Here is a 19,191-nt window from a genome sequence, read left to right as displayed (position 1 = left end):
CGGGCGGCGCGCTGGATCGCCTCGACCAGCCGGGGATAGATGCCGCAGCGGCAGATATTGGTGATGCCGGCGCGGATCACCTCTTCCGAGGGATCGGGGTTGCGGTGGATCAGCGTGGCGGCGGCCATCACCATACCGGGGATGCAATAGCCGCATTGGCCGACATTGGCCGCCAGGAACGCCTGCTGGACGGGATGCGATCGGTCGCGCGACAGCCCCTCGATGGTGGTGACGACGCTGCCCTCGATCCGCCCGATCGGGACCTGGCAACTCCGCACCGCCCGGCCATCGACATCGACCGTGCATGCCCCGCAATCGCCGGTGCCGCAGCCATATTTGGTGCCGGTCAGATTGGACGCATCGCGCAGCGCCCAGAGCAGCGGCGTGTCCGGGGGGAGGCGATAGCGCACGGGCTGGTTGTTGACGGTCAGGCTGGTCATCGCGGACGCGGGCTTAGCGGATGGGGCGGCGGGCGGCTACCGGCCCAGCATCGGCGCGGCGCGGTCGAGCGACAGGTCGGCGTCGGAGAAGCGGATCGGGGTGCGCACACCGGGGACGGTCGATCCGTCCGGCCGCTCGGGCCGGATGGCGAGGCCGCGTGCGATGACCTGAGGATCGGCAAAGGCCTGTTCCACCGTATTGATCGGTCCCGCCGGGACGCCCGCCGACTCCAGCGCGGTGAGCAGATCGTCGCGCCGCCAGCGCGCGGTCGCCGCCTCGATCACCGGGGTCAGTTGGTCGCGGTGCTCGCAGCGGAGCGCATTGGTGGCGTAGCGCGGATCGTCGCCGTCGATCCCGACCACCGTGGCGAAGCGCCGGAACTGTGCGTCGTTGCCGACCGCCAGGATGAACCAGCCGTCGCTCGCCGGAAAAGCGGCATAGGGGACGATATTGGGATGCGCATTGCCCAGCCGCGTCGGCGTCCTGCCCGAGGCGAGATAGTTCATTGCCTGGTTGGCGAGCACCCCGGTCATGGTGTCGAGCAGCGCCATGTCGATCCGCTGCCCGCGCCCCGTCCGCTCGCGCATGTGGAGCGCCGCCTGGATCGCGATGACGGCGTAGAGCCCGGTCATGATGTCGGCGAGCGCGACGCCGATCTTCTGCGGCGCGCCCGTGGGCTCGCCGGTCAGGTCCATGATGCCGCTCATCCCCTGCACGATGAAGTCGTAACCGGCGCGCGCGGCATAGGGGCCGTCCTGTCCGAAACCGGTGATCGAGCAATAGACGAGGCGCGGGTTGATCGCCGACAGCCTGTCATAGTCGAGGCCGTAGCGGGCGAGGCCGCCCAGTTTGAAATTCTCGATGACGACATCGGCATCGGCGATCAGGGCGCGCACCGTCGCCTGTCCCTCGGGCGTGGTGAAGTCGGCGACGATGGAGGTCTTGCCGCGATTGGCCGCGTGGAAATAGGCGGCGTCGCGACTGCCGTCCGGGTTGTCGATGAAGGGCGGGCCCCAGCGGCGAGTGTCATCGCCCTCGGGGCTCTCGACCTTGATTACCTCCGCGCCCAGATCGGCCAGCACCTGTCCCGCCCAGGGACCGGCCAGGATGCGGGCGAGTTCGACCACCTTCAGCCCGGCGAGGGGGGCGGGTTTGGTCATTATCATTCCTCCCCATCGCCAGATGGGGAGGGGGACCGCGCCCGCAGGGCGTGGTGGAGGGGGCGGGGCACTTGCCCCTCCACCATCCTGCGGATGGTCCCCCTCCCCAAGCGGAGCTTGGGGAGGATTTGGGTGGGGCTCAAAACGCCGCGATCCCGGTGATGGCGCGGCCCAGGATCAGCGCATGGACGTCGTGCGCGCCCTCATAGGTGTTCACCGTTTCCAGGTTCATCAGGTGGCGCATCACCTGATATTCGCCGGAAATGCCGTTGCCACCATGCATGTCGCGTGAGGCGCGGGCGATATCCAGCGCCTTGCCGACATTGTTGCGCTTGACGATCGAGATCATCTCGGGCGCGAACCGGCCTTCGTCCATCAGCCGCCCGACGCGCAAGCTGGCCTGCAGCCCGAGTGCGATCTCGGTCTCCATATCGGCAAGCTTCTTCTGGAACAGCTGGGTCGCGGCGAGGGGGCGGCCGAACTGCTTGCGGTCCAGGCCATATTGGCGCGCGGCATGGAAACAGAATTCCGCCGCCCCCATCGCGCCCCAGCTGATCCCGTAACGGGCGCGGTTGAGACAGCCGAACGGGCCCTTCAACCCCTCGACATGGGGCAGCAGCGCGTCCTCGCCCACCGCCACCTCGTCCATCATCACCATGCCGGTGATCGAGGCTCGTAAGGAAAGCTTGTTGTCGATCTTGGGCGCGGAAAGCCCCTTCATGCCCTTTTCCAGCACGAAGCCCCGGATCGCGCCGCCATGCGCGTCCGACTTGGCCCAGATCACGAAGACATCGGCGATGGGCGAGTTGGAGATCCAGGTCTTCGCGCCCGACAAGACATAGCCGCCATCGACCTTCTTGGCCGTGGTGCGCATGCCGCCGGGGTCGGAGCCCGCATCGGGCTCGGTCAGGCCGAAACAGCCGATCCACTCGCCGCTCGCCAGCCTGGGCAGATAGCGGCTCTTCTGTTCGTCCGAGCCGTAAGCGTGGATCGGATACATGACGAGGCTGGACTGCACGCTCATCATCGAGCGGTAGCCGCTGTCGATCCGCTCCACCTCACGCGCGATCAGGCCGTAAGCGACATAGGATGCGCCCACGCCGCCATATTCCTCGGGGATGGTCGGCCCCAACAGCCCCAGTTCGCCCATCTCGCGGAAGATTTCGGGATCGGTATGCTCGTTAGCGAAGGCGTCGATGATGCGCGGGGCCAGCCGGTCGTCGGCATAGGCCCGCGCGGTGTCGCGGATCATCCGCTCGTCATCGGTCAGCTGGTCGTCGAGCAGAAACGGGTCCGCCCAGTCGAACTTGCCCATTCGGGACATCGGTATCTCTCCTTATGTCCCGCTTCTCCCGAAGGCCGGGGGCTTTGTCCACCCCCGGCATGGTTCAGAAAGGGGGTTCAGGAAAGGGGTTCAGGAAAGGCGTTTGCCGGGCGCCGAGGCGGGCGGCGCGGCGGGGCTGGTCGCCGGATTGGCGTCCAGGAACGCGTCCAGCGCGCCCAACAGGGACGACCACCATTCGACCGTATCGGTGAAGTTTACGCGGGTGACGCCGCCGATCGTCGTCATGTCATGCGTCACCCGCAGATCGCCGTCCTTGGTCAGCGCCATCTGGGCGAAGCGCTTCTCGCTGTTCCATTTGTTGACGAAGGCCAGGTCGCGCGGCTTGGACGGGGTCAGCCGCATCGAGAATTGCAGCGACGCGCATTCCTTATGCGCTTCGCAGTCGTAGAAGAGGATGTTGAACTTGTATCCGGCCGCCGAGCTGACGATCATCGGATCGCCCTCGTTATCGGTGTCGACCAGCCCCTGATAGCCCGCGCGGATCATCGCGCCGCCCACCGTCTCGGGCGCGCTGGCGCAGATCAGGTCCTTGGGGCAGGGGGCGCTATCCTTGGCCGAGGCCGTTCCTGCGTATCCCGCCAGCAACGCCGCCGCCGTCCAGTGCCACCATGCCATCGTCATTCCCCCCTATCGAAACATGGAGCGAAGCTAGCACCGATCACTCGTTGCGCAAGCGGATCGATGTCGCCCCGGCCTGAACCGGGGCGACACGGTACGGCGTCAGAGCCTGAAGCTGAGCGTCGCGCGCAGATCGCGCCCGGCGAGCGGTGCGAAATCCTTCAGCACGCTGGCATGGCGGCGCGCATCCACGTCGAAGATGTTGTTGGCCGACAGGGTCAGCGTGGTCGGATTGACCGCGCCCCAGGGCTTCAACTGGACCGAGGCGTTGACCAGGGTAAAGCCGTCGGTCGGCGTTTCCAGGCCCAGCACGCGGGTCTGCTTGAAGCTGCGTTCCACCTCGACGCGGGCGTTGACGCTGTCCGACTGGGCCTCCAGCCCGCCGAGCAGGCGCAGCGGCGGGATGCGCGGGGCGGGGCCGGTGCCGATGATCTGGGCATGGACATAATCGCCCAGCAGGTCGGCGTTGATCGCATATCGGCCGACCGTGGCGAGGCGCAGCGAGCCCTCCGCCTCGATCCCGTAATAGCGCGCATCGGCCTGAGTATAAGTGAAGCAGGGCAGGTCGACCTCGCGACCCGAAGGCGCGGCGGCGGCTTCGCACGGACCCTGCGTCACCAGCGCGTCGTAGATGTAATTGGAGAAGCGATTGTAATAGGCCGAGGCGTCGAAGCTATAGCCCTCGCCATGACCGTGAACGGTCGCTTCGATGCCCCAGCTCGCTTCCTTCTTGAAATCGGGATTGCCCAGTTCATAGGCTTCGGTCCCGGCATGCGGACCGTTGGCGAACAATTCCTCCGCCGAGGGCGCGCGTTCGGTGCGCGACAGGTTCAGACCCGCCCGCCAATCCGGCGCGAAGCCATAGCTGGCACCGATCGAGCCCGAAAAGGCGTCGAAGCTGCGCTGGCCCCGGAAGAACCGGTCGTCGGTGACGGCGGTGCGCGCGGTCAGCGTGGTATGCTCGAAGCGGCCACCCGCCTCCATCTTGAACGCACCGCGATCCAGCTGTTGCAGGGTGAACAGGCCGACCTGCGCGGTGTTGTTGCGCGGCAGGAACGCCTCTTCCCCGCGCACGTCGAAGTCGCGGTTCAGGAACTGGACGCCCGACGCGCCCTGCCAGCCGCCACGCTTGGACTGGATCAGTTCCAGGCGGCTTTCCAGCCCCTTATTGTAGAAAGCGGTGCCGACGCCGCCATCCTCTTCCAGCTCGAAGTGGCGATATTGCGCCGCGCCCGCGCGCAGGCGGATGCGGTCGAGGAAGCCGCCGCCCGTCTCGATCTCGCCGCGCAGGTCGAGGCGGTTCTGGACCAGGCTGAGGCGCGGGGCTTCCGGCTCCTCGCCGCCTGGGGTCAGGTTGTAGCGGATCGGCACGCCGTACAGGCTGTCATAATGGCTGTAGGCGATGCCCAGCGATCCGGTGTCGGTGATCAACGCGCCGCCGACACCCGCCGTCCAGGTCTCGCTGGCGGTGTTGGGCAGGCGACCGCGCAGATCGGCGACACCGGCGAAGTCGAGCGGATCGTTCGGAGCCTGCTGCGCCGCGGCCTGCGCCTCGGCACGGGCACGGCGGGACAGGACATAGCCGCCGATCTTCAGATCGTCGGTCTTCAGATACGAGCCATCGGCGTGGACGACGAACTGCTTGCCCACCGCGACATCGGTCGCCCCGGCGACCGAACGTTCATTGGCGGCCGAGCCATAGGAGGCGATGCCCGACAGGCGATAGCCCTGCTCCGGCACCGAGCGGGGGATGCGGGTGTCGATGACATTGACCACGCCGCCGACCGCCGACGAACCGAACAGCAGGGCAGAGGGGCCGCGCAGCACCTCGACTCGTTCGGCGAGCAGCGGGTTGATGACCACCGCGTGATCGACGCTGGTGTTCGACACGTCGATCGAGCCGATGCCGTCGGTCAGGACGCGGATACGTTCGCCCTGGAAGCCGCGCAGCACGGGGCGCGAGGCGTTGGGGCCGAACGAGGTGGCCGATACGCCCGGCTGGCGCGCCAGCGTCTCGCCGATGGTCGGGCGGATCGAGCGCTGCAACTCGTCGCCGGTCACGATCGAGGTGCCCGACAGAACATCGGTTTCCGACTGCTGGACCGGTGCGGTCACCACGATCTCGCGACCGCGATTGGTCGAGGACGGCGCGCTCTGGGCAGTGGCGGGGGCGGCGAGCAGGCTGGCGAGCGCGGTGGCCGACAGGCCGGACAGCAGAACGGGCTTGAACAAGACAGGGCTCCGATAAATGAAGCCCTGCCGAGTACAGTAGTGTTACAACATATCAAGAGAAAAATGACATAGCGCTGACCTGCGCGTCATCCATTGGCCGCATCCAGGCAGAGCAGGACGCGCAGGCTCCATCCGCCATCGATCCGCTCCGCCGCGATATCGGCGACCAGGTCGCGGCCCAGCGGAATGTCGATCTCTGGCAAGGCGTCGAGCCAGGCCGACAGTGCCGCACCCGGCGCGGCGGCCAGGGCCAGCGTGATGACCGACCCGCTGAATGTGACCGAGGACCAGGGCTCGACCGTCGAGACGGTCAGCAGGATGGGGCACCCCGCACGCCCGGCATGGGCCATCAGCGCACGGGCCAGCCGCTCGCCGCGATCGGTCGGGCGGCGCAAATGGGTGTGGGATCGAACGGTACCGGCGGTGCGATCCGTCAGGGTGGCGGGGGCGCTCATGCGGTCTTCCCGGCGATGAAGCTGGTGACGCGCTGGATCATGCTCGGCCCCGGTTCACGCCCCTTGCGTAGGTCGCTGACCAGTCGGGGGTCGTTGACCGCCAGCCGCCCGAACTTCGTCTCCGGCATCTGACTGTCCTTCAGATAGCGTTCGATCACTCCCAACAATTCCATGGACATTCTCCCAAAGTCCGATTCTCGAATGATGTTCATGATCTGTTCTGATTTCCAACTTGTCGAGGAAAAATCCTATGCCTATATTCGATGGCATGTCGGAGACGGAAATCAGGGCGGTCCTGCAGGAGCTTGCGGCGAAGGCCGGGGTCAGCCTCGCGGCGCTGTCGCGCATGTTGGGCCGGAATGACGCCTATCTTCAGCAATTCGTGCAGCGGGGAACGCCGCGTGTGCTGGCCGAAGGGGACCGGCGACAGCTCGCCGAGTTTTTCGGTGTGCCCGAAACCCGGCTGGGCGCGTCGGCGGCGGCGGGGCCGATGCTGGTCCGGCGGCTGGCGGTCGCGGCGTCGGCGGGGCCGGGGGCGACGGTCGATGACGAGGTGATGATCGGCGTCGAGGCGATCGACCGCCAGCTTGCCCGACGACTGGGCCTCAGCGACGGCGCGGCCTCGGTCATCCGGGTACGGGGCGATTCGATGGCGCCGGGGTTGATGGACGGCGATCATCTGGTGGTCGACCAGAACGACACCCGCCCGACCGCGCGGGGCGGCCTCTATGTCATCCGGATCGGCGACGCCCTGATGGTCAAGCGCGTGCGGACGGGCAGCGGGGGGCTGGTCGCGACCAGCGACAATCCCGCCGCGCCGTCGGTGCCGACCGGGCCGATCGCGGTGATCGGGCGCGTCGTCTGGCAGATGCGGTTGCCGAGTTGATCTTCCCCTCTCGCCTGACCAGGGGAGGAAAGTGGCATGCGTGGTTAAGCTAACGCTGGCGCCACCAAAGCAGCAGCGCCACAATGACCCCCAGCGCCAGTCCGATCAGGACACCCATCGTCACCTGCCCCGTCGCGAGTCCCGCGACGATGCCGCCGACCACGCCGAGCGCGATGAAGAAGCCGCCCGCCGGAGCGGAGGCGCGCGGGGGGCGGGGGGACTGCGGATCGGTCATGCGCCATGTCCTGCCATGCCCGGCGCGGCGAAGCCAGCCGCCCTGTCCCACCCTGGGCAAAGCTGCCGCGCCGTTAACCATCTCGGGGGGTGGCAAAATTCACGACCCGGGCTTAGGGGAGCGGTCTTTCGGCATTGGGCCCAGGAGTATTCATGCGCGATCACGGTGGCGAGTTTCATGTTGCTCCCTTCGTTACCGGGACCGATGTCGAGATGGCCGCCGAACTGATCGAGACCTTCGGCGAGTCGGCATGCGGGGAAGCCGCCGCCCGCGCCGGACGTAGCCGCGACATGGGCAACCACATCCATTTCTGCCGCTGGCGTCAGATCGAGCGGTTGATCGGTCTGCTCTCCACCGAAAAGGCGTTCGGGACGGTTCACTGATCGCCTCGCGTCCGGTGATTGCCTGACTTGGGCTGGATCGACCTGCCACTCCCTATCGAGAGCGCGACACCCCTCCGTCGGGCCTACGGCCTGCCACCTCCCCTGCAAGGGGAGGAATGAGTGATCGGCCCTGGGCCATCGCGGTGAACGGCATGGCAAATCTGTTCGATCGATGGCGCTTTGGGGTGTCGCAATCGCGTGCGCGCGGCTAGGGATCGGGCATGATGGTCCGCCTGGGGCGGCCGCGCCGCTCGGTCGCCATCCTAGTCTTTGCAATGGGTTTCGGCGGCACGGGCTGGGCCGGACGTGCGAGCGCGCAGACGGCGGCGACTCCATCGGCGCAGACCCAGCCGCCGATAAGCACCGCGCCCGCGACCGACGCCGACGATCCGACGATGCTCGATCCCAGCGCGCCGCTGGCCCCGCTGCCCGAGATCGGCGTGGCCTGGCCCGATCTGGCGCAGGCACCGGGCGATCCGGCGGGGACGATGGCCGCGACTGTCGATGCCGCCGCCGAACGTCGCTATCGCTGGCGAGTCGAGGGGATCGACGGCACGGGCGCGTTGCTCCGCCAGCGTTTCGACCAGCTTTCCTCGCTCGACGCCAATGACGGGGAGCCCGCCAACGCCGCGCAGCTCGACCGCCGCGCGCGGGAGGATGCGGCGCTATTGACCACCCTGTTGCGCGGCGCGGGCTATTATGACGCGCAGGTCTCCACCCGGATCGAGCCGGGGGACGAGCCGACCGTGGTGCTGGCGGCGGTGCCGGGCAATCTCTACCGCTTCGCCGACGTCACGCTGGCGGGGGTGCAGGCGGCGGGGGACAAGACCGCGCCGCTGGAAAAGGCGTTCGGGATCAAGCCAGGCGATCCGGTGGACGCCGACACCATCGTCGCGGGCGAAGCGTCGCTGAAGGCGGCGGTGGGCGAGGCGGGCTTCCCCTTCGCCAAGCTGGGCGAGCCGCAGATCGTCGTCGACCGCGCGACGCGGACCGCGACGCTGGACCTGTCGGTCGATCCGGGCTCGGCCAGGCGCTATGGCCGGATCGTCATGGCGAACGACCGGCTGTTCGACGCCGAGCATGTCCAGGACATCGCCCGGTTCAAGCCCGGCCAGCCCTATGATTCCACCGGGCTGGACGATCTTCGCCGGGCGTTGGTGCAGACGGGGCTCGTCTCCTCGGTCGAGGTCAAGCCGGTGCCGGGCGCCACGCCGGAGACGGTGGATATCGCCGTCGCGCTGGAGCCCGCGCCCCCGCACACCATCGCGGGGGAACTGGGTTACGGCACGGGCGAAGGCGCGCGGGCGGCGGTCACCTGGACCGATCGCAACCTGTTCCCGCCCGAAGGCGCGCTGACCCTGCGCAGCGTGCTGGGCACCCGTGAGCAGCTGGGCGCGGTCGTCTTCCGCCGCAACAACTTCAACGGTCGCGACCGGGTGCTGACCGCGCAATTCTCCGCCGCGCATATCCTGCGCGACGCCTATGAGGCCAAGACGCTGTCGCTGTCGGGCAGTCTGGAGCGGCAGACCAACATCTTCTTCCAGAAGACCTGGACCTGGTCGCTGGGGGCAGAACTGCTGACCTCGGACGAACGCGACGTGATCGAGTCGACCGGCGAGCCGCGGCGGCGGACCTTCTTCATCGGCGCGCTGCCGACCAGCCTGAATTACGATGGGTCGGACGATCTGCTCAACCCGACGCGCGGTTTTCGCCTGGGTGGGCGGTTGAGCCCGGAATTGTCGTTGCAGGGCAGTGCCTTCGGCTATGCGCGGACCCAGATCGACGCCAGCCTCTATCATCCTTTCGGGGAGCGGGTGGTGCTGGCGGCGCGGACGCGGCTGGGCACGATCGTGGGCGCGCCGCGCGACCAGATCGCGCCGTCGCGGCGCTTCTATGCGGGCGGCGGTGCCTCGGTGCGGGGCTATGGCTTCCAGGCGATCGGGCCTCGCGACGCCAACAACGATCCGATCGGCGGCCGCAGCCTTGCGGAATTCTCGATCGAGGCGCGGGTTCGGACCTTCGGCAATTTCGGGGTGGTGCCCTTTCTGGACGCGGGCAACATCTCCACTTCGCCGCTGCCGCGCCTGACCGGGCTGCGGTTCGGCACGGGGCTGGGCGTGCGTTATTATTCCAATTTCGGGCCGATCCGCCTCGATGTCGGCACCCCGCTCAATCCCCAGCGCGGGGATAGCCGGGTCGCGGTCTATGTCTCGCTGGGACAGGCCTTTTGACCGAGGAGGTTCAGCTTCCCCCATCCCCCGCGCCGCGTCGGGGGATAGGCTGGTGGCGGGTGCTGGGCGGGCTGCTCGCGGCGCTGGTGGGGATCGTCGTCGCGGCGCTGCTGATCGTCGATACGTCGATCGGGCATCGCTGGGTCGCCGATCGGATCGGGACCATCCGTACCGAGACGGGCTTGCGCTTCTCGGTCGGGCGGATCGACGGTTCGGTCTATTCGGACATGCGGCTGGTCGATCTGCGCGTCTATGACTTGGACGGCCTGCTGGTGCAGGTGCCGTCCGCGCGGCTGGACTGGCGGCCCTGGAACTGGGCGCGGGGTACGCTGGACATCCGGCGGGTCGAGGCGCCGCTGGCGACGCTCTATCGCGTGCCGCATACCCGGCGGACGGGGCGGCAGGGGCCGATCCTGCCCGATTTCGATATCCGCATCGACCGGCTGCACCTCCAGCGGCTGATCCTCGCCAGGCCGGTGCTGGGTCGCGCGCGGGTGGCGCGGGTCGACGGACAGGCGGATATCCGCGACGGGCGCGCGCAAGTGACGCTGAACGCGGGTGTCGCGGGCAGCGACGATCTCCGCCTGAAGCTCGACGCGCGGCCAGACCGGGACCGGTTCGATCTGGCGGTCGAAGCGCAGGGACGGCGCGATGGCGTGCTGGCGAAGATGGCGGGCGTCCGCGCGCCCGTGTCGCTCTCCGTGGCCGGGGCGGGACGCTGGTCGCATTGGGCGGGACGGGCGCTTGGACGGATCGGCGCGGCGAGCGCGGTCGACCTGTCGCTGTCGGCGCAATCCGGACGCTACGCCCTGTCGGGGACGATCGCGCCCTCGCTGGTCCTGCATGGCCGGTTGCAGCGGATGACCAGCCCGCGCGTCATCGTCGCGGGGCAGGGCGATTTCGCCGAGCGGCGGCTGAACGGCGCATTTGCGCTGCGCTCCCCCGCCTTGCGGGTTCGGGCGCGTGGTGTGGTCGATCTGGGCGCAAGTCGTTTCGAGGGGCTGCGTGTCGATGCCCGGTTGCTCCGTCCCGAGGCGCTGTTCGGCAATATGAGCGGACAGGCGATCGCACTGACCCTGCGGCTGGACGGCGGGTTCGACCACGCGGCGTTCGACTATCGTTTGGCCGCGACCCGCTTCGCCTTCGGCCGGACCGGGTTCGAGCAGGCATTGGCGGCGGGCAAGGGGCGGCTGGCGGGCGGCTGGCCGCTGACCCTGCCGGTGCGCTTCACGGCACAGCGGGTGACGGGCGTGGGCGAGGCGGCGGGGGGCATTCTCCATCGCCTGTCGGTGGCGGGCAATCTGCGCATCACCCGCCGAGAGATTGCGGGGCAGGGCCTTGCGCTGCGGTCCGACAAGCTGGCGGGGCGGTTGAACCTGCGGATCGACCTGACCAACGGGCGCTACGATGTCGGGCTGGACGGCGCGTTGCAGCGTTACCTGATCCCCGGCCTCGGCATCGTCGATGTCCGCTCGCGGCTCAGCGCGGTGCCCGGGGCGAACGGGCATGGCACGCGCGTCGTCGGACGGGGCGAGGCGCAGGTCCGGCGGCTCGACAATGGCTTTCTCCGTTCGCTGGCCGGGGGATTGCCGCACCTGACGACCGAGTTGGAGCGCGGGGCGGACGGCGTCTTTCACTTCCATCGCCTGGTCCTGACCGGGCCGAGCATCCGCTTGACCGGGGAAGCCATCCGGCGGACCGATGGCACGTTCCGCTTCGTCGGCGGCGGGCAGCAGAAGAGCTATGGCCCCGTGCAGATGGTGCTGGACGGGCGCATCGACCGGCCGACGCTCGATCTAGTCCTCGCCTCGCCCAACGCCGCACTCGGCCTGCGCGACGTGAAGGCGCATCTCGATCCCAGCGATCAGGGCTTCACCTTCCGCGCCGCCGGGGGATCGCGGCTGGGGCCGTTCCAGGCGGCGGGCGCGATCCTGTTGCCCCGGGGGCAGGACGCGGTCGTTCAGATCAACCCGCTGACCGTCGCGGGCACTCGCGCGACCGGGGCGCTCACCGTGGCGGAAGGTGGCTTCGCCGGTCGGCTGGACGTGGCGGGCGGCGGCCTGTCGGGCGAGCTGCTGTTCCGCCCGGTCGGCGAGGTGCAGCGGATCGAGACGCATCTGGCCGCACGCCAAGCGCAGATTTCGGGCATCACCGTGCGGCAGGGGCGGCTGGACCTGGTCGCGCTGCTCGACCCCGCCGGTGCCTCGGTCGAGGGCAGCGCCCGTGCACAGGGACTGCGGCACGGCGCGTTCAACATCGCGCAGTTGAACGGCACCGCCCGGATGCGCGGTGGCACGGGTGAGGTGCGGGTCGGCATTTCGGGCTCGCGCGGGCGGGCCTTTGCGATTCAGACGGTGACGCAGGTCACGCCCGACCGTTTCGCCGTGAGCGCGCAAGGGACGCTCGACCGGCGTTCGCTCCAGTTCCTGTCGCCTGCCATCGTGACGCGCGAAGGCGATGGCTGGGTGCTGGCCCCGACCCGGCTGAGCTTTGCGGGCGGCGAGGCCAAGCTGGCCGGGCGGCTCGACCCCGACGCGACCGAGGTGCAAGCCAGCCTGACGCGGATGCCGCTGACCGTGCTCGATATCGGCTATCCGGGGCTGGGCCTGGGCGGCAGCGCGACGGGAACGCTGACCGTGCGGCAGGGAGCGGGCGCGCCGACCGGCAAGGTCGACCTGACCATTCGCGGACTGACCCGTGCCGGGTTGGTCCTGACCTCGCGCCCGATCGACATGGGCGTGGCGGGTGTGCTGTCCGCCGACCGGCTGGGCGTGCGTTCGGTCATGGCATCGGGCGGGCGGATCATCGGACGCGCGCAGGCGCTGCTGGTGCCCGCCGCGCAAGGGGACTGGGCGAGCCGGATGCAGACCGGGCGGCTGATCGCGCAGCTTCGCTATGCCGGGCCCGCCGATACGCTGTGGCGGCTGACCGGCGTCGAGATGTTCGACCTGTCCGGCCCCGTCGCGATCGGCGCGGACGTCAGCGGATCGCTGAACCAGCCGGTCATTCGCGGCGCGGTGAAGGCGGTCGGCGCGCGGATCGAAAGCGCGACGACCGGCACCGTCCTGACCGATGTGCAGGCGAACGGGCGGTTCGGCGGTTCGCGGCTGGTCATCGATCGTTTCGCCGCGCAGGCGGGGCGCGATGGGCGGGTCAGCGGCACCGGCCAGTTCGAGTTCGCCGCCGCCAACGGTGTCGGGCTAGACCTGTCGCTTCAGGCGAGCAACGCGACGATGATCGCGCGCGACGATATCGGCGCGACGGTGACGGGCCCGCTGACCATCCATTCGGACGGGGCGGGGGGCACGATCGGGGGCGACGTGGTGCTGAACCGCAGCCGCTATCGCCTGGGCCGGGCGACGGCGGCGACGGCGGTGCCGCAGCTCAACATCCGCGAGATCAACATTCCCGGTGGTGGCGAAGAGGACGACGCGCCGCGCAAGCCATGGACGTTGGCGATCCGCGCGAAGGCACCGGGTGGCCTGATCGTCTCCGGCCTGGGGCTGAACAGCGAATGGTCGGCGGACCTGAAGATCGGCGGCGCGCCCGACAATCCGGCGATCACCGGCCAGGCGACGCTGATCCGGGGGGACTATGAGTTTGCCGGTCGCGAATTCGATCTGGCGCGCGGGGTCATCCGCTTCGGCGGCGAAGTCCCCGCCAACCCGGCGCTCGACATCGCGGCCAATGCCAATGTTCAGGGGCTGAGCGCCTCGATCCGCGTGACCGGCACCGCGCTGAAGCCCGAGATCGGTTTCTCCAGCACGCCCGCTCTGCCCAATGACGAACTTCTCTCGCGCTTGTTGTTCGGCACCTCGATCGCCAGCCTCTCCGCGCCCGAGGCGTTGCAACTGGCGGCGGCGGTGGCGGCGTTGCAGGATGGCGGCGGCGGGCTGAACCCGATCAACGCAGTGCGGCGCGCGGCGGGGCTCGACCGGCTCCGCGTCCTGCCCGCCGATGTGCAGCAGGGGCGCGCCACTTCGGTCGCGGCGGGCAAGTACATCACCCGCAAGCTCTATGCGGAGATCATCACCGATGGGCAGGGCTATTCGGCGACCCAGGTCGAGTTTCAGGTCACCCGTTGGCTGTCGCTGCTCTCCAGCATCTCGACCCTGGGGCGGCAGAGCGTGAACGTGCGGATATCCAAGGACTATTGAGGCGTTGCCGCCCGAAACCGGACAGGAGCATTGCATGGAAAAGATCGCCTTCATCGCCCGGACCGGCGGCCCCGAGGTCATCGAATGGCGCGAGGCCGACCTGCCTCCGCCCGGCGTCGGCGAAGTGCGGATGCGCCATCATGCGGTCGGGCTGAACTATATCGACACCTATCATCGCAGCGGGCTCTATCCGATCGATCTGCCCGGCGGGCTCGGCTCCGAAGCGGCGGGCGTGGTCGAGGCGGTGGGCGAGGGCGTCACCGACTTCGCGATCGGCGACCGGGTGGGTGCGTTCGGCCCCGCCCGTGGCGCCTATGCGACCGCGCGCAATATCGCCGCCGACCTGCTCGTGCCCTTGCCCGATAGCGTCGATGACCGGACGGCGGCGGCGATCCTGTTGAAAGGCGCGACGACCGCGTTCCTGATCGAGGATTGCGCGAAGGTTCAGCCTGGCTGGACCGTACTGATCCATGCGGCGGCGGGCGGTGTCGGGCACTTGGCGGTCGGCTGGCTGAAGGCGATCGGCGCGACCGTGATCGCGACGGTGGGCAGCGAGGCCAAGGCGGAGAAGGCGCGCGGGGCGGGGGCGGATCACGTCATCCTCAACCGGCAGGAGGATGTCGCGGCGCGGGTGCGGGAGATCACCGGCGGGGCCGGGGTGCCGGTCGTCCTGGACGGCGTGGGCAAGGCGACCTGGACCGCCTCGCTCGACAGCGCATCGCGGCGCGGGCTGGTAGTGAGTTTCGGCAACGCCTCGGGCGCGGTGGACGGAGTCAATCTGGGCATATTGGCGTCCAAGGGATCGCTGTTCGTCACCCGCCCGACGCTGTTCGACTATGCGGCGACGGCGGCGGACAAACGCCGCCTGATCGCACGGCTATTCGCCATGCTGGAAAAGGGCGCGATCACGCCGGAGATCGGCCAGACCTTTGCACTGACCGACGCGGCGGACGCCCACCGCGCGATCGAGGCGGGGGAGACCGTGGGGAGCACGGTGCTAATCCCGTGAGGGACGGGGCGTGGCCTTCGACTTCGCTCAGGCTGAACGGAACTGGGTACTGAACCCCGCTCAGCCTGAGCGAAGTCGAAGGCCAAGGGAATCACCCCGCACCCCAAAATCCCGCTAGCCTGAAAACCGATTCCATCCGGAGGCCCCGATGATCCCGCTACTATCCCTCGCCCTGCTTGCGGCCCAGGCCGTCCCCGCCGCCACGCCCGCACCGGGCGCCCCCGTCGAGGCCCCCAAGCCGGTCATGGTCCGGGTCGCGATGCAGACCAGCCTGGGCCCGGTCGTCCTCGACCTCGACCGCATCCATGCGCCGATCACCACCGCCAATTTCCTGCGCTATGTCGATCAGCACCGGCTGGACGGGGTGACCTTCTATCGCACGGTCCGGCCAGCCGCCAATTTCGGCTTCGTCCAGTTCGGTATCCAGAACGAGCCCAAGCGCATCCTGCCGCCCATCGCGCATGAGCCGACGACCAAGACCGGGATCAAGCATACCGACGGCGCCATTTCGGTCGCGCGCCTGGCCCCCGGATCGGCGCGGGGCGACTTCACCATCATGGTCGGCGACCAGCCCTCGCTCGACGCCGACCCCTCCAAGCCCGGCGATAATCTAGGCTATGCCGCGTTCGGCCATGTGGTCGAGGGGATGGACGTGATCCACCGCATCCTCGACGCCCCCGCCGACCCCGCCAAGGGGCCGTTCAAGGGCGAGATGCTGGCCGCGCCGGTCAAGATCCTGTCGGTCAAGCGGGTGACGGTGACGCCGTGAGCACGACCCTGCTGATCGTCGGCACGGTGCGTCTACCATCGGAAAATCTGGAGGCGGCGCGGCCGGCGATGCGTCGCATGGTCGAGGCCAGCCGGGCCGAGGCGGGATGCCTGGACTATGGTTATGCCGAGGATGTGCTCGATCCCGGCCTCATCCATGTGACGGAGCGTTGGGTCGATCAGGCGGCGCTGGACCGGCACTTCGCCTCATCGCACATCGCGCAGTGGCGGGCGGCCTGGCCCGAGCTTGGGATCGGCGAGCGTCGGTTGGTCGTTTACGAGGTTGGCGAACCCCGCACGACCTGAGCCGATCAGAGGGCGGTTTCGGTCCTGCAGCTCGTCTTGAGGCCGAACACCTCGACCGTGGCCCGCTCACCCGGTGCCATCGGGGTCAGGACCTCGCGGCCCTTCCAGTTGAACTTGAAGATCACCGGGCCGACAAGTTGGCAGATCGCGCCCTTGCCCTTCATCAAGCACATATCGTCCAGCCGCTTATAGTCGGCGACGGTCGCGGGTTCGATCGGCTTCACGCCGACCCCGGTTGCCGTCGAGCCGCCCACCAGGAAACGCTGGCCGAAATTCATCGCATGGGCCGTCCAGGCGGTGCGCCCATCCGGCGAGGCGGGCTTGTCGATGCCGCTGTTCGTCGCGAGGCGGGCGCAGAAGTCCGGCTTGCTGGTTTCGGATTGTGTCGGAGACGTTGCGCCCGTCGACGCCAGAAACACCGCGGCCGCGCTCCATGCTCGAACGACTGACGACATGACCTTTGCCCCCCTGCGCAAGATGCGGATGGCCCTAAGTCAAAGCGTGGTTTCAGGCAATCCTGAGCCTTCGATCCGGATTTACGCCGCTGCGTTCCCAAAAAAGAAAGGGGCCTTGCGGCCCCTTTCCCCGTAGTGACATCGATTCAGGGGCTGGATCAGCCGCTGTAATACATGTCGTACTCGACCGGGCTGGGGGTCATTTCCCAGCGCATCACTTCGCTCATCTTCAGCTCGATATAGCTCTCGATCTGGTCCTTGGTGAACACGTCGCCCTTCAGCAGGAAGTCGTGGTCGGCGGCCAGCGAGTCGAGCGCCTCACGGAGCGAACCGCAGACGGTCGGGACCTGGGCCAGTTCGGCGGGCGGCAGGTCGTACAGGTTCTTGTCCATCGCTTCGCCCGGATGGATCTTGTTCTGGATACCGTCCAGACCCGCCATCAGGAGCGCGGCATAGGCGAGATACGGGTTCGCCAGCGCGTCGGGGAAGCGCACTTCGACGCGCTTCGACTTCGGGCCGGTGCCGTACGGGATGCGGCACGACGCCGAGCGGTTGCGCGCCGAGTAAGCGAGCAGCACCGGCGCTTCGTAACCCGGCACCAGGCGCTTGTAGCTGTTGGTGGTCGGGTTGGTGAAGGCGTTCACCGCCTTGGCATGCTTGATGATACCGCCGATGAAATACAGGCAGGTTTCTGACAGGCCCGCATAGCCGTTGCCGGCGAACAGCGGGGTCTTGCCTTCCCAGATCGAGAAGTGGGTGTGCATGCCCGAGCCGTTATCTTCCTTGATGGGCTTGGGCATGAAGGTCGCGGTCTTGCCATAGGCATGGGCGACCTGATGCACGACATACTTATAGATCTGCATCCGGTCGGCGGTCTGGGTCAGCGTGCCGAAGGTCAGGCCCAGTTCGTGCTGCGCGGCGGCGACTTCGTGGTGATGCTTGTCGCAGGGCAGGCCCATTTCGAGCATGGTCGAGACCATCTCGCCACGGATGTCTACGGCCGAGTCGACCGGGGCGACGGGGAAATAGCCGCCCTTGGCGCGCGGACGGTGGCCCAGATTGCCACCCTCATATTCGCGGCCGGTGTTGGTCGGCAGCTCGATATCGTCGATCTTGAAGTAGGAGGACGAATAGTTCGTGTCGAACTGCACGTCGTCGAACATGAAGAATTCGGCTTCCGGACCGACATAGACGGTGTCGCCGATGCCGGTGGTCTTCACGAACGCCTCGGCGCGCTTGGCGGTCGAGCGCGGATCGCGGGCATAGAGCTCGCCAGTCGACGGCTCGACGATGTCGCAGAACACGATCAGCATCGGGGTCGCCGAGAAGGGATCGGTGTAGACGGCGTCGAGGTCCGGCTTCAGCACCATGTCCGACTCGTTGATCGCCTTCCAGCCCTCGATCGACGAACCGTCGAACATCAGGCCGTCGGTCAGCTCATCCTCACCCAGGATCGAGGCGACCATGGTCAGGTGCTGCCACTTGCCCTTGGGATCGGTGAAACGCAGGTCGATCCACTCGATCTCCTCGTCCTTGATCTTCTTCAGGATGTCGCTGGCCGTATTCGCCATGTGCCGTTCTCTCTCTGCTTAAGGCCGCGCCCCGGAAACCGGGGCGGGTGGAAAAGTTTTAATCGGGCCGGGTGTCATCCCGGTGACGATAGGGTGTCGGATACGTCAGATCGCCGCGTCGTCGCGTTCGCCGGTGCGTATGCGCAGCGCCGTTTCGACCGGGATCACGAAAATCTTGCCGTCGCCGATGCGGCCCGTTTGCGCGGCGGCGGCGATCGCCTCTACCACGCGTTCGGCCAGGCTATCCTCGACCACCACTTCCAGCTTCACCTTCGGCAGGAAGTCGACGACATATTCGGCGCCACGATAGAGTTCGGTATGCCCCTTCTGGCGGCCGAAACCCTTGGCCTCGGTGACGGTGATGCCGGACACGCCGATTTCGTGCAGCGCTTCCTTCACCTCATCGAGCTTGAAGGGCTTGATGATCGCCTCAATCTTTTTCACGAGTCTGACTGTCCCCGATGGTGTTCGAACCCTCGCCCGGCCCTGCGCGTAGCAGGGATCGTGCCAATTGCTTCACCCTCCTGCGAGGGTCGGAAAACGGTAAGGAATGCGCCCGAAAAGCAGGCAACAATGGGTCTTCTGCTCAATTTCCGGGCAGCGATCACAGAATGCCCCGCACGGCTTCCGGCGGGCGGCCAATGACCACGCCCTTGGCCGTTTCGACCAGCGGGCGCTCGATCAGGATCGGGTCGGCGGCCATGGCAGCGAGGATCGTCGCATCGTCGGCGTCGACCAGCGCCTTGGCCTGAGCTTCCCCTTTGCGCAGCCCGTCACGCGGCGACAGCCCGGCCTTGGCATAAAGGCGGCGCAGTTCGTCGGCGGTGGGCGGGGTCTTGAGATATTCGACGATCGTGACCTCCGCGCCCGCCTCGGTCAGCAGGGCCAGCGCCTCGCGCGACTTGGAGCAGCGCGGGTTGTGGAGGATCGTCGCCTTCA

General features: G+C 67.9%; 19 protein-coding genes. 7 read left to right on the top strand and 12 right to left on the bottom strand.

The window, feature by feature from the left end:
• From OXQ33_RS16280 to OXQ33_RS16250, 7 genes are all read right to left on the bottom strand, one after another.
• Positions 1-440 (bottom strand): (2Fe-2S)-binding protein (locus OXQ33_RS16280; protein WP_267435726.1); only part of this gene is annotated, 440 nt, incomplete at its 3' end.
• A 36-nt stretch (positions 441-476) separates the two neighbouring features.
• Positions 477-1,601, bottom strand: a complete 1,125-nt coding sequence (locus tag OXQ33_RS16275; RefSeq protein WP_267435725.1) for a CaiB/BaiF CoA-transferase family protein — start codon at positions 1,599-1,601, stop codon at positions 477-479.
• Positions 1,602-1,740: 139 nt separating this feature from the next.
• Positions 1,741-2,925 carry an acyl-CoA dehydrogenase gene (locus tag OXQ33_RS16270; RefSeq protein ID WP_267435724.1) on the bottom strand — a complete coding sequence of 395 codons (1,185 nt, stop codon included), beginning with the start codon at positions 2,923-2,925 and terminating at the stop codon, positions 1,741-1,743.
• 90 nt (positions 2,926-3,015) lie between these two features.
• The gene (locus tag OXQ33_RS16265) at positions 3,016-3,567 is read right to left on the bottom strand and encodes a YbjN domain-containing protein (protein WP_267435723.1); all 552 of its coding nucleotides are present in this window, start codon (positions 3,565-3,567) and stop codon (positions 3,016-3,018) included.
• Positions 3,568-3,666: 99 nt separating this feature from the next.
• A complete protein-coding gene (locus OXQ33_RS16260; protein ID WP_267435722.1) occupies positions 3,667-5,796 on the bottom strand; it encodes a TonB-dependent receptor in 2,130 nt (709 codons plus the stop codon).
• 86 nt (positions 5,797-5,882) lie between these two features.
• Positions 5,883-6,251 (bottom strand): hypothetical protein, encoded by a 369-nt coding sequence (locus tag OXQ33_RS16255; RefSeq protein WP_267435721.1) that lies wholly within the window; start codon positions 6,249-6,251, stop codon positions 5,883-5,885.
• Positions 6,248-6,424: a hypothetical protein gene (locus OXQ33_RS16250; RefSeq protein ID WP_267435720.1), complete on the bottom strand. Its 177-nt coding sequence runs from the start codon at positions 6,422-6,424 to the stop codon at positions 6,248-6,250. The genes OXQ33_RS16255 and OXQ33_RS16250 overlap by 4 nt, the downstream gene beginning before the upstream one ends.
• Positions 6,425-6,501: 77 nt before the next feature.
• On the opposite strand from OXQ33_RS16250, the gene OXQ33_RS16245 reads away from it, so the two are divergent.
• Entirely contained in the window at positions 6,502-7,137 is a 636-nt protein-coding gene (locus OXQ33_RS16245; protein ID WP_267435719.1) for a LexA family transcriptional regulator, read from the top strand.
• Between the two features lie 49 nt (positions 7,138-7,186).
• On the opposite strand, the gene OXQ33_RS16240 is transcribed toward OXQ33_RS16245, so the two are convergent.
• Positions 7,187-7,372: a hypothetical protein gene (locus OXQ33_RS16240; RefSeq protein WP_267435718.1), complete on the bottom strand. Its 186-nt coding sequence runs from the start codon at positions 7,370-7,372 to the stop codon at positions 7,187-7,189.
• 152 nt (positions 7,373-7,524) lie between these two features.
• On the opposite strand from OXQ33_RS16240, the gene OXQ33_RS16235 reads away from it, so the two are divergent.
• The 6 genes from OXQ33_RS16235 to OXQ33_RS16210 all read left to right on the top strand — a co-directional run bounded on the left by OXQ33_RS16235 (position 7,525) and on the right by OXQ33_RS16210 (position 16,226).
• Entirely contained in the window at positions 7,525-7,755 is a 231-nt protein-coding gene (locus OXQ33_RS16235; RefSeq protein ID WP_267435717.1) for a hypothetical protein, read from the top strand.
• A 221-nt stretch (positions 7,756-7,976) separates the two neighbouring features.
• Positions 7,977-9,986: an autotransporter assembly complex family protein gene (locus OXQ33_RS16230; protein ID WP_267435716.1), complete on the top strand. Its 2,010-nt coding sequence runs from the start codon at positions 7,977-7,979 to the stop codon at positions 9,984-9,986.
• Positions 9,983-14,143, top strand: coding sequence for a translocation/assembly module TamB (locus OXQ33_RS16225; RefSeq protein WP_267435715.1), 4,161 nt, complete (start codon positions 9,983-9,985; stop codon positions 14,141-14,143). Before OXQ33_RS16230 ends, OXQ33_RS16225 begins: the two co-directional genes overlap by 4 nt.
• 34 nt (positions 14,144-14,177) lie before the next feature.
• Positions 14,178-15,152, top strand: coding sequence for a quinone oxidoreductase (locus tag OXQ33_RS16220; protein WP_267435714.1), 975 nt, complete (start codon positions 14,178-14,180; stop codon positions 15,150-15,152).
• A 148-nt stretch (positions 15,153-15,300) separates the two neighbouring features.
• Entirely contained in the window at positions 15,301-15,921 is a 621-nt protein-coding gene (locus tag OXQ33_RS16215; protein WP_267435713.1) for a peptidylprolyl isomerase, read from the top strand.
• On the top strand, positions 15,918-16,226 hold the full coding sequence (locus OXQ33_RS16210; RefSeq protein WP_267435712.1) for a putative quinol monooxygenase: 309 nt from the start codon (positions 15,918-15,920) through the stop codon (positions 16,224-16,226). Before OXQ33_RS16215 ends, OXQ33_RS16210 begins: the two co-directional genes overlap by 4 nt.
• 5 nt (positions 16,227-16,231) lie before the next feature.
• Here the strand turns inward: OXQ33_RS16210 and OXQ33_RS16205 are convergent, their stop codons facing one another.
• The 4 genes from OXQ33_RS16205 to arsC all read right to left on the bottom strand — a co-directional run.
• Entirely contained in the window at positions 16,232-16,681 is a 450-nt protein-coding gene (locus OXQ33_RS16205; RefSeq protein WP_267435711.1) for a hypothetical protein, read from the bottom strand.
• Positions 16,682-16,839: 158 nt separating this feature from the next.
• Entirely contained in the window at positions 16,840-18,252 is a 1,413-nt protein-coding gene (gene glnA, locus OXQ33_RS16200; RefSeq protein ID WP_267435710.1) for a type I glutamate--ammonia ligase, read from the bottom strand.
• A 105-nt stretch (positions 18,253-18,357) separates the two neighbouring features.
• Entirely contained in the window at positions 18,358-18,696 is a 339-nt protein-coding gene (locus OXQ33_RS16195; protein ID WP_261270056.1) for a P-II family nitrogen regulator, read from the bottom strand.
• A 160-nt stretch (positions 18,697-18,856) separates the two neighbouring features.
• A partial coding sequence (gene arsC / locus OXQ33_RS16190) for an arsenate reductase (glutaredoxin) (protein WP_267435709.1) occupies positions 18,857-19,191 on the bottom strand: 335 nt, incomplete at its 5' end.

The organism is Sphingomonas sp. GM_Shp_1, assembly GCF_026540895.1.
Lineage (GTDB): Bacteria > Pseudomonadota > Alphaproteobacteria > Sphingomonadales > Sphingomonadaceae > Sphingomonas.
This window is presented reverse-complemented; position numbering and strand designations above follow the sequence as displayed.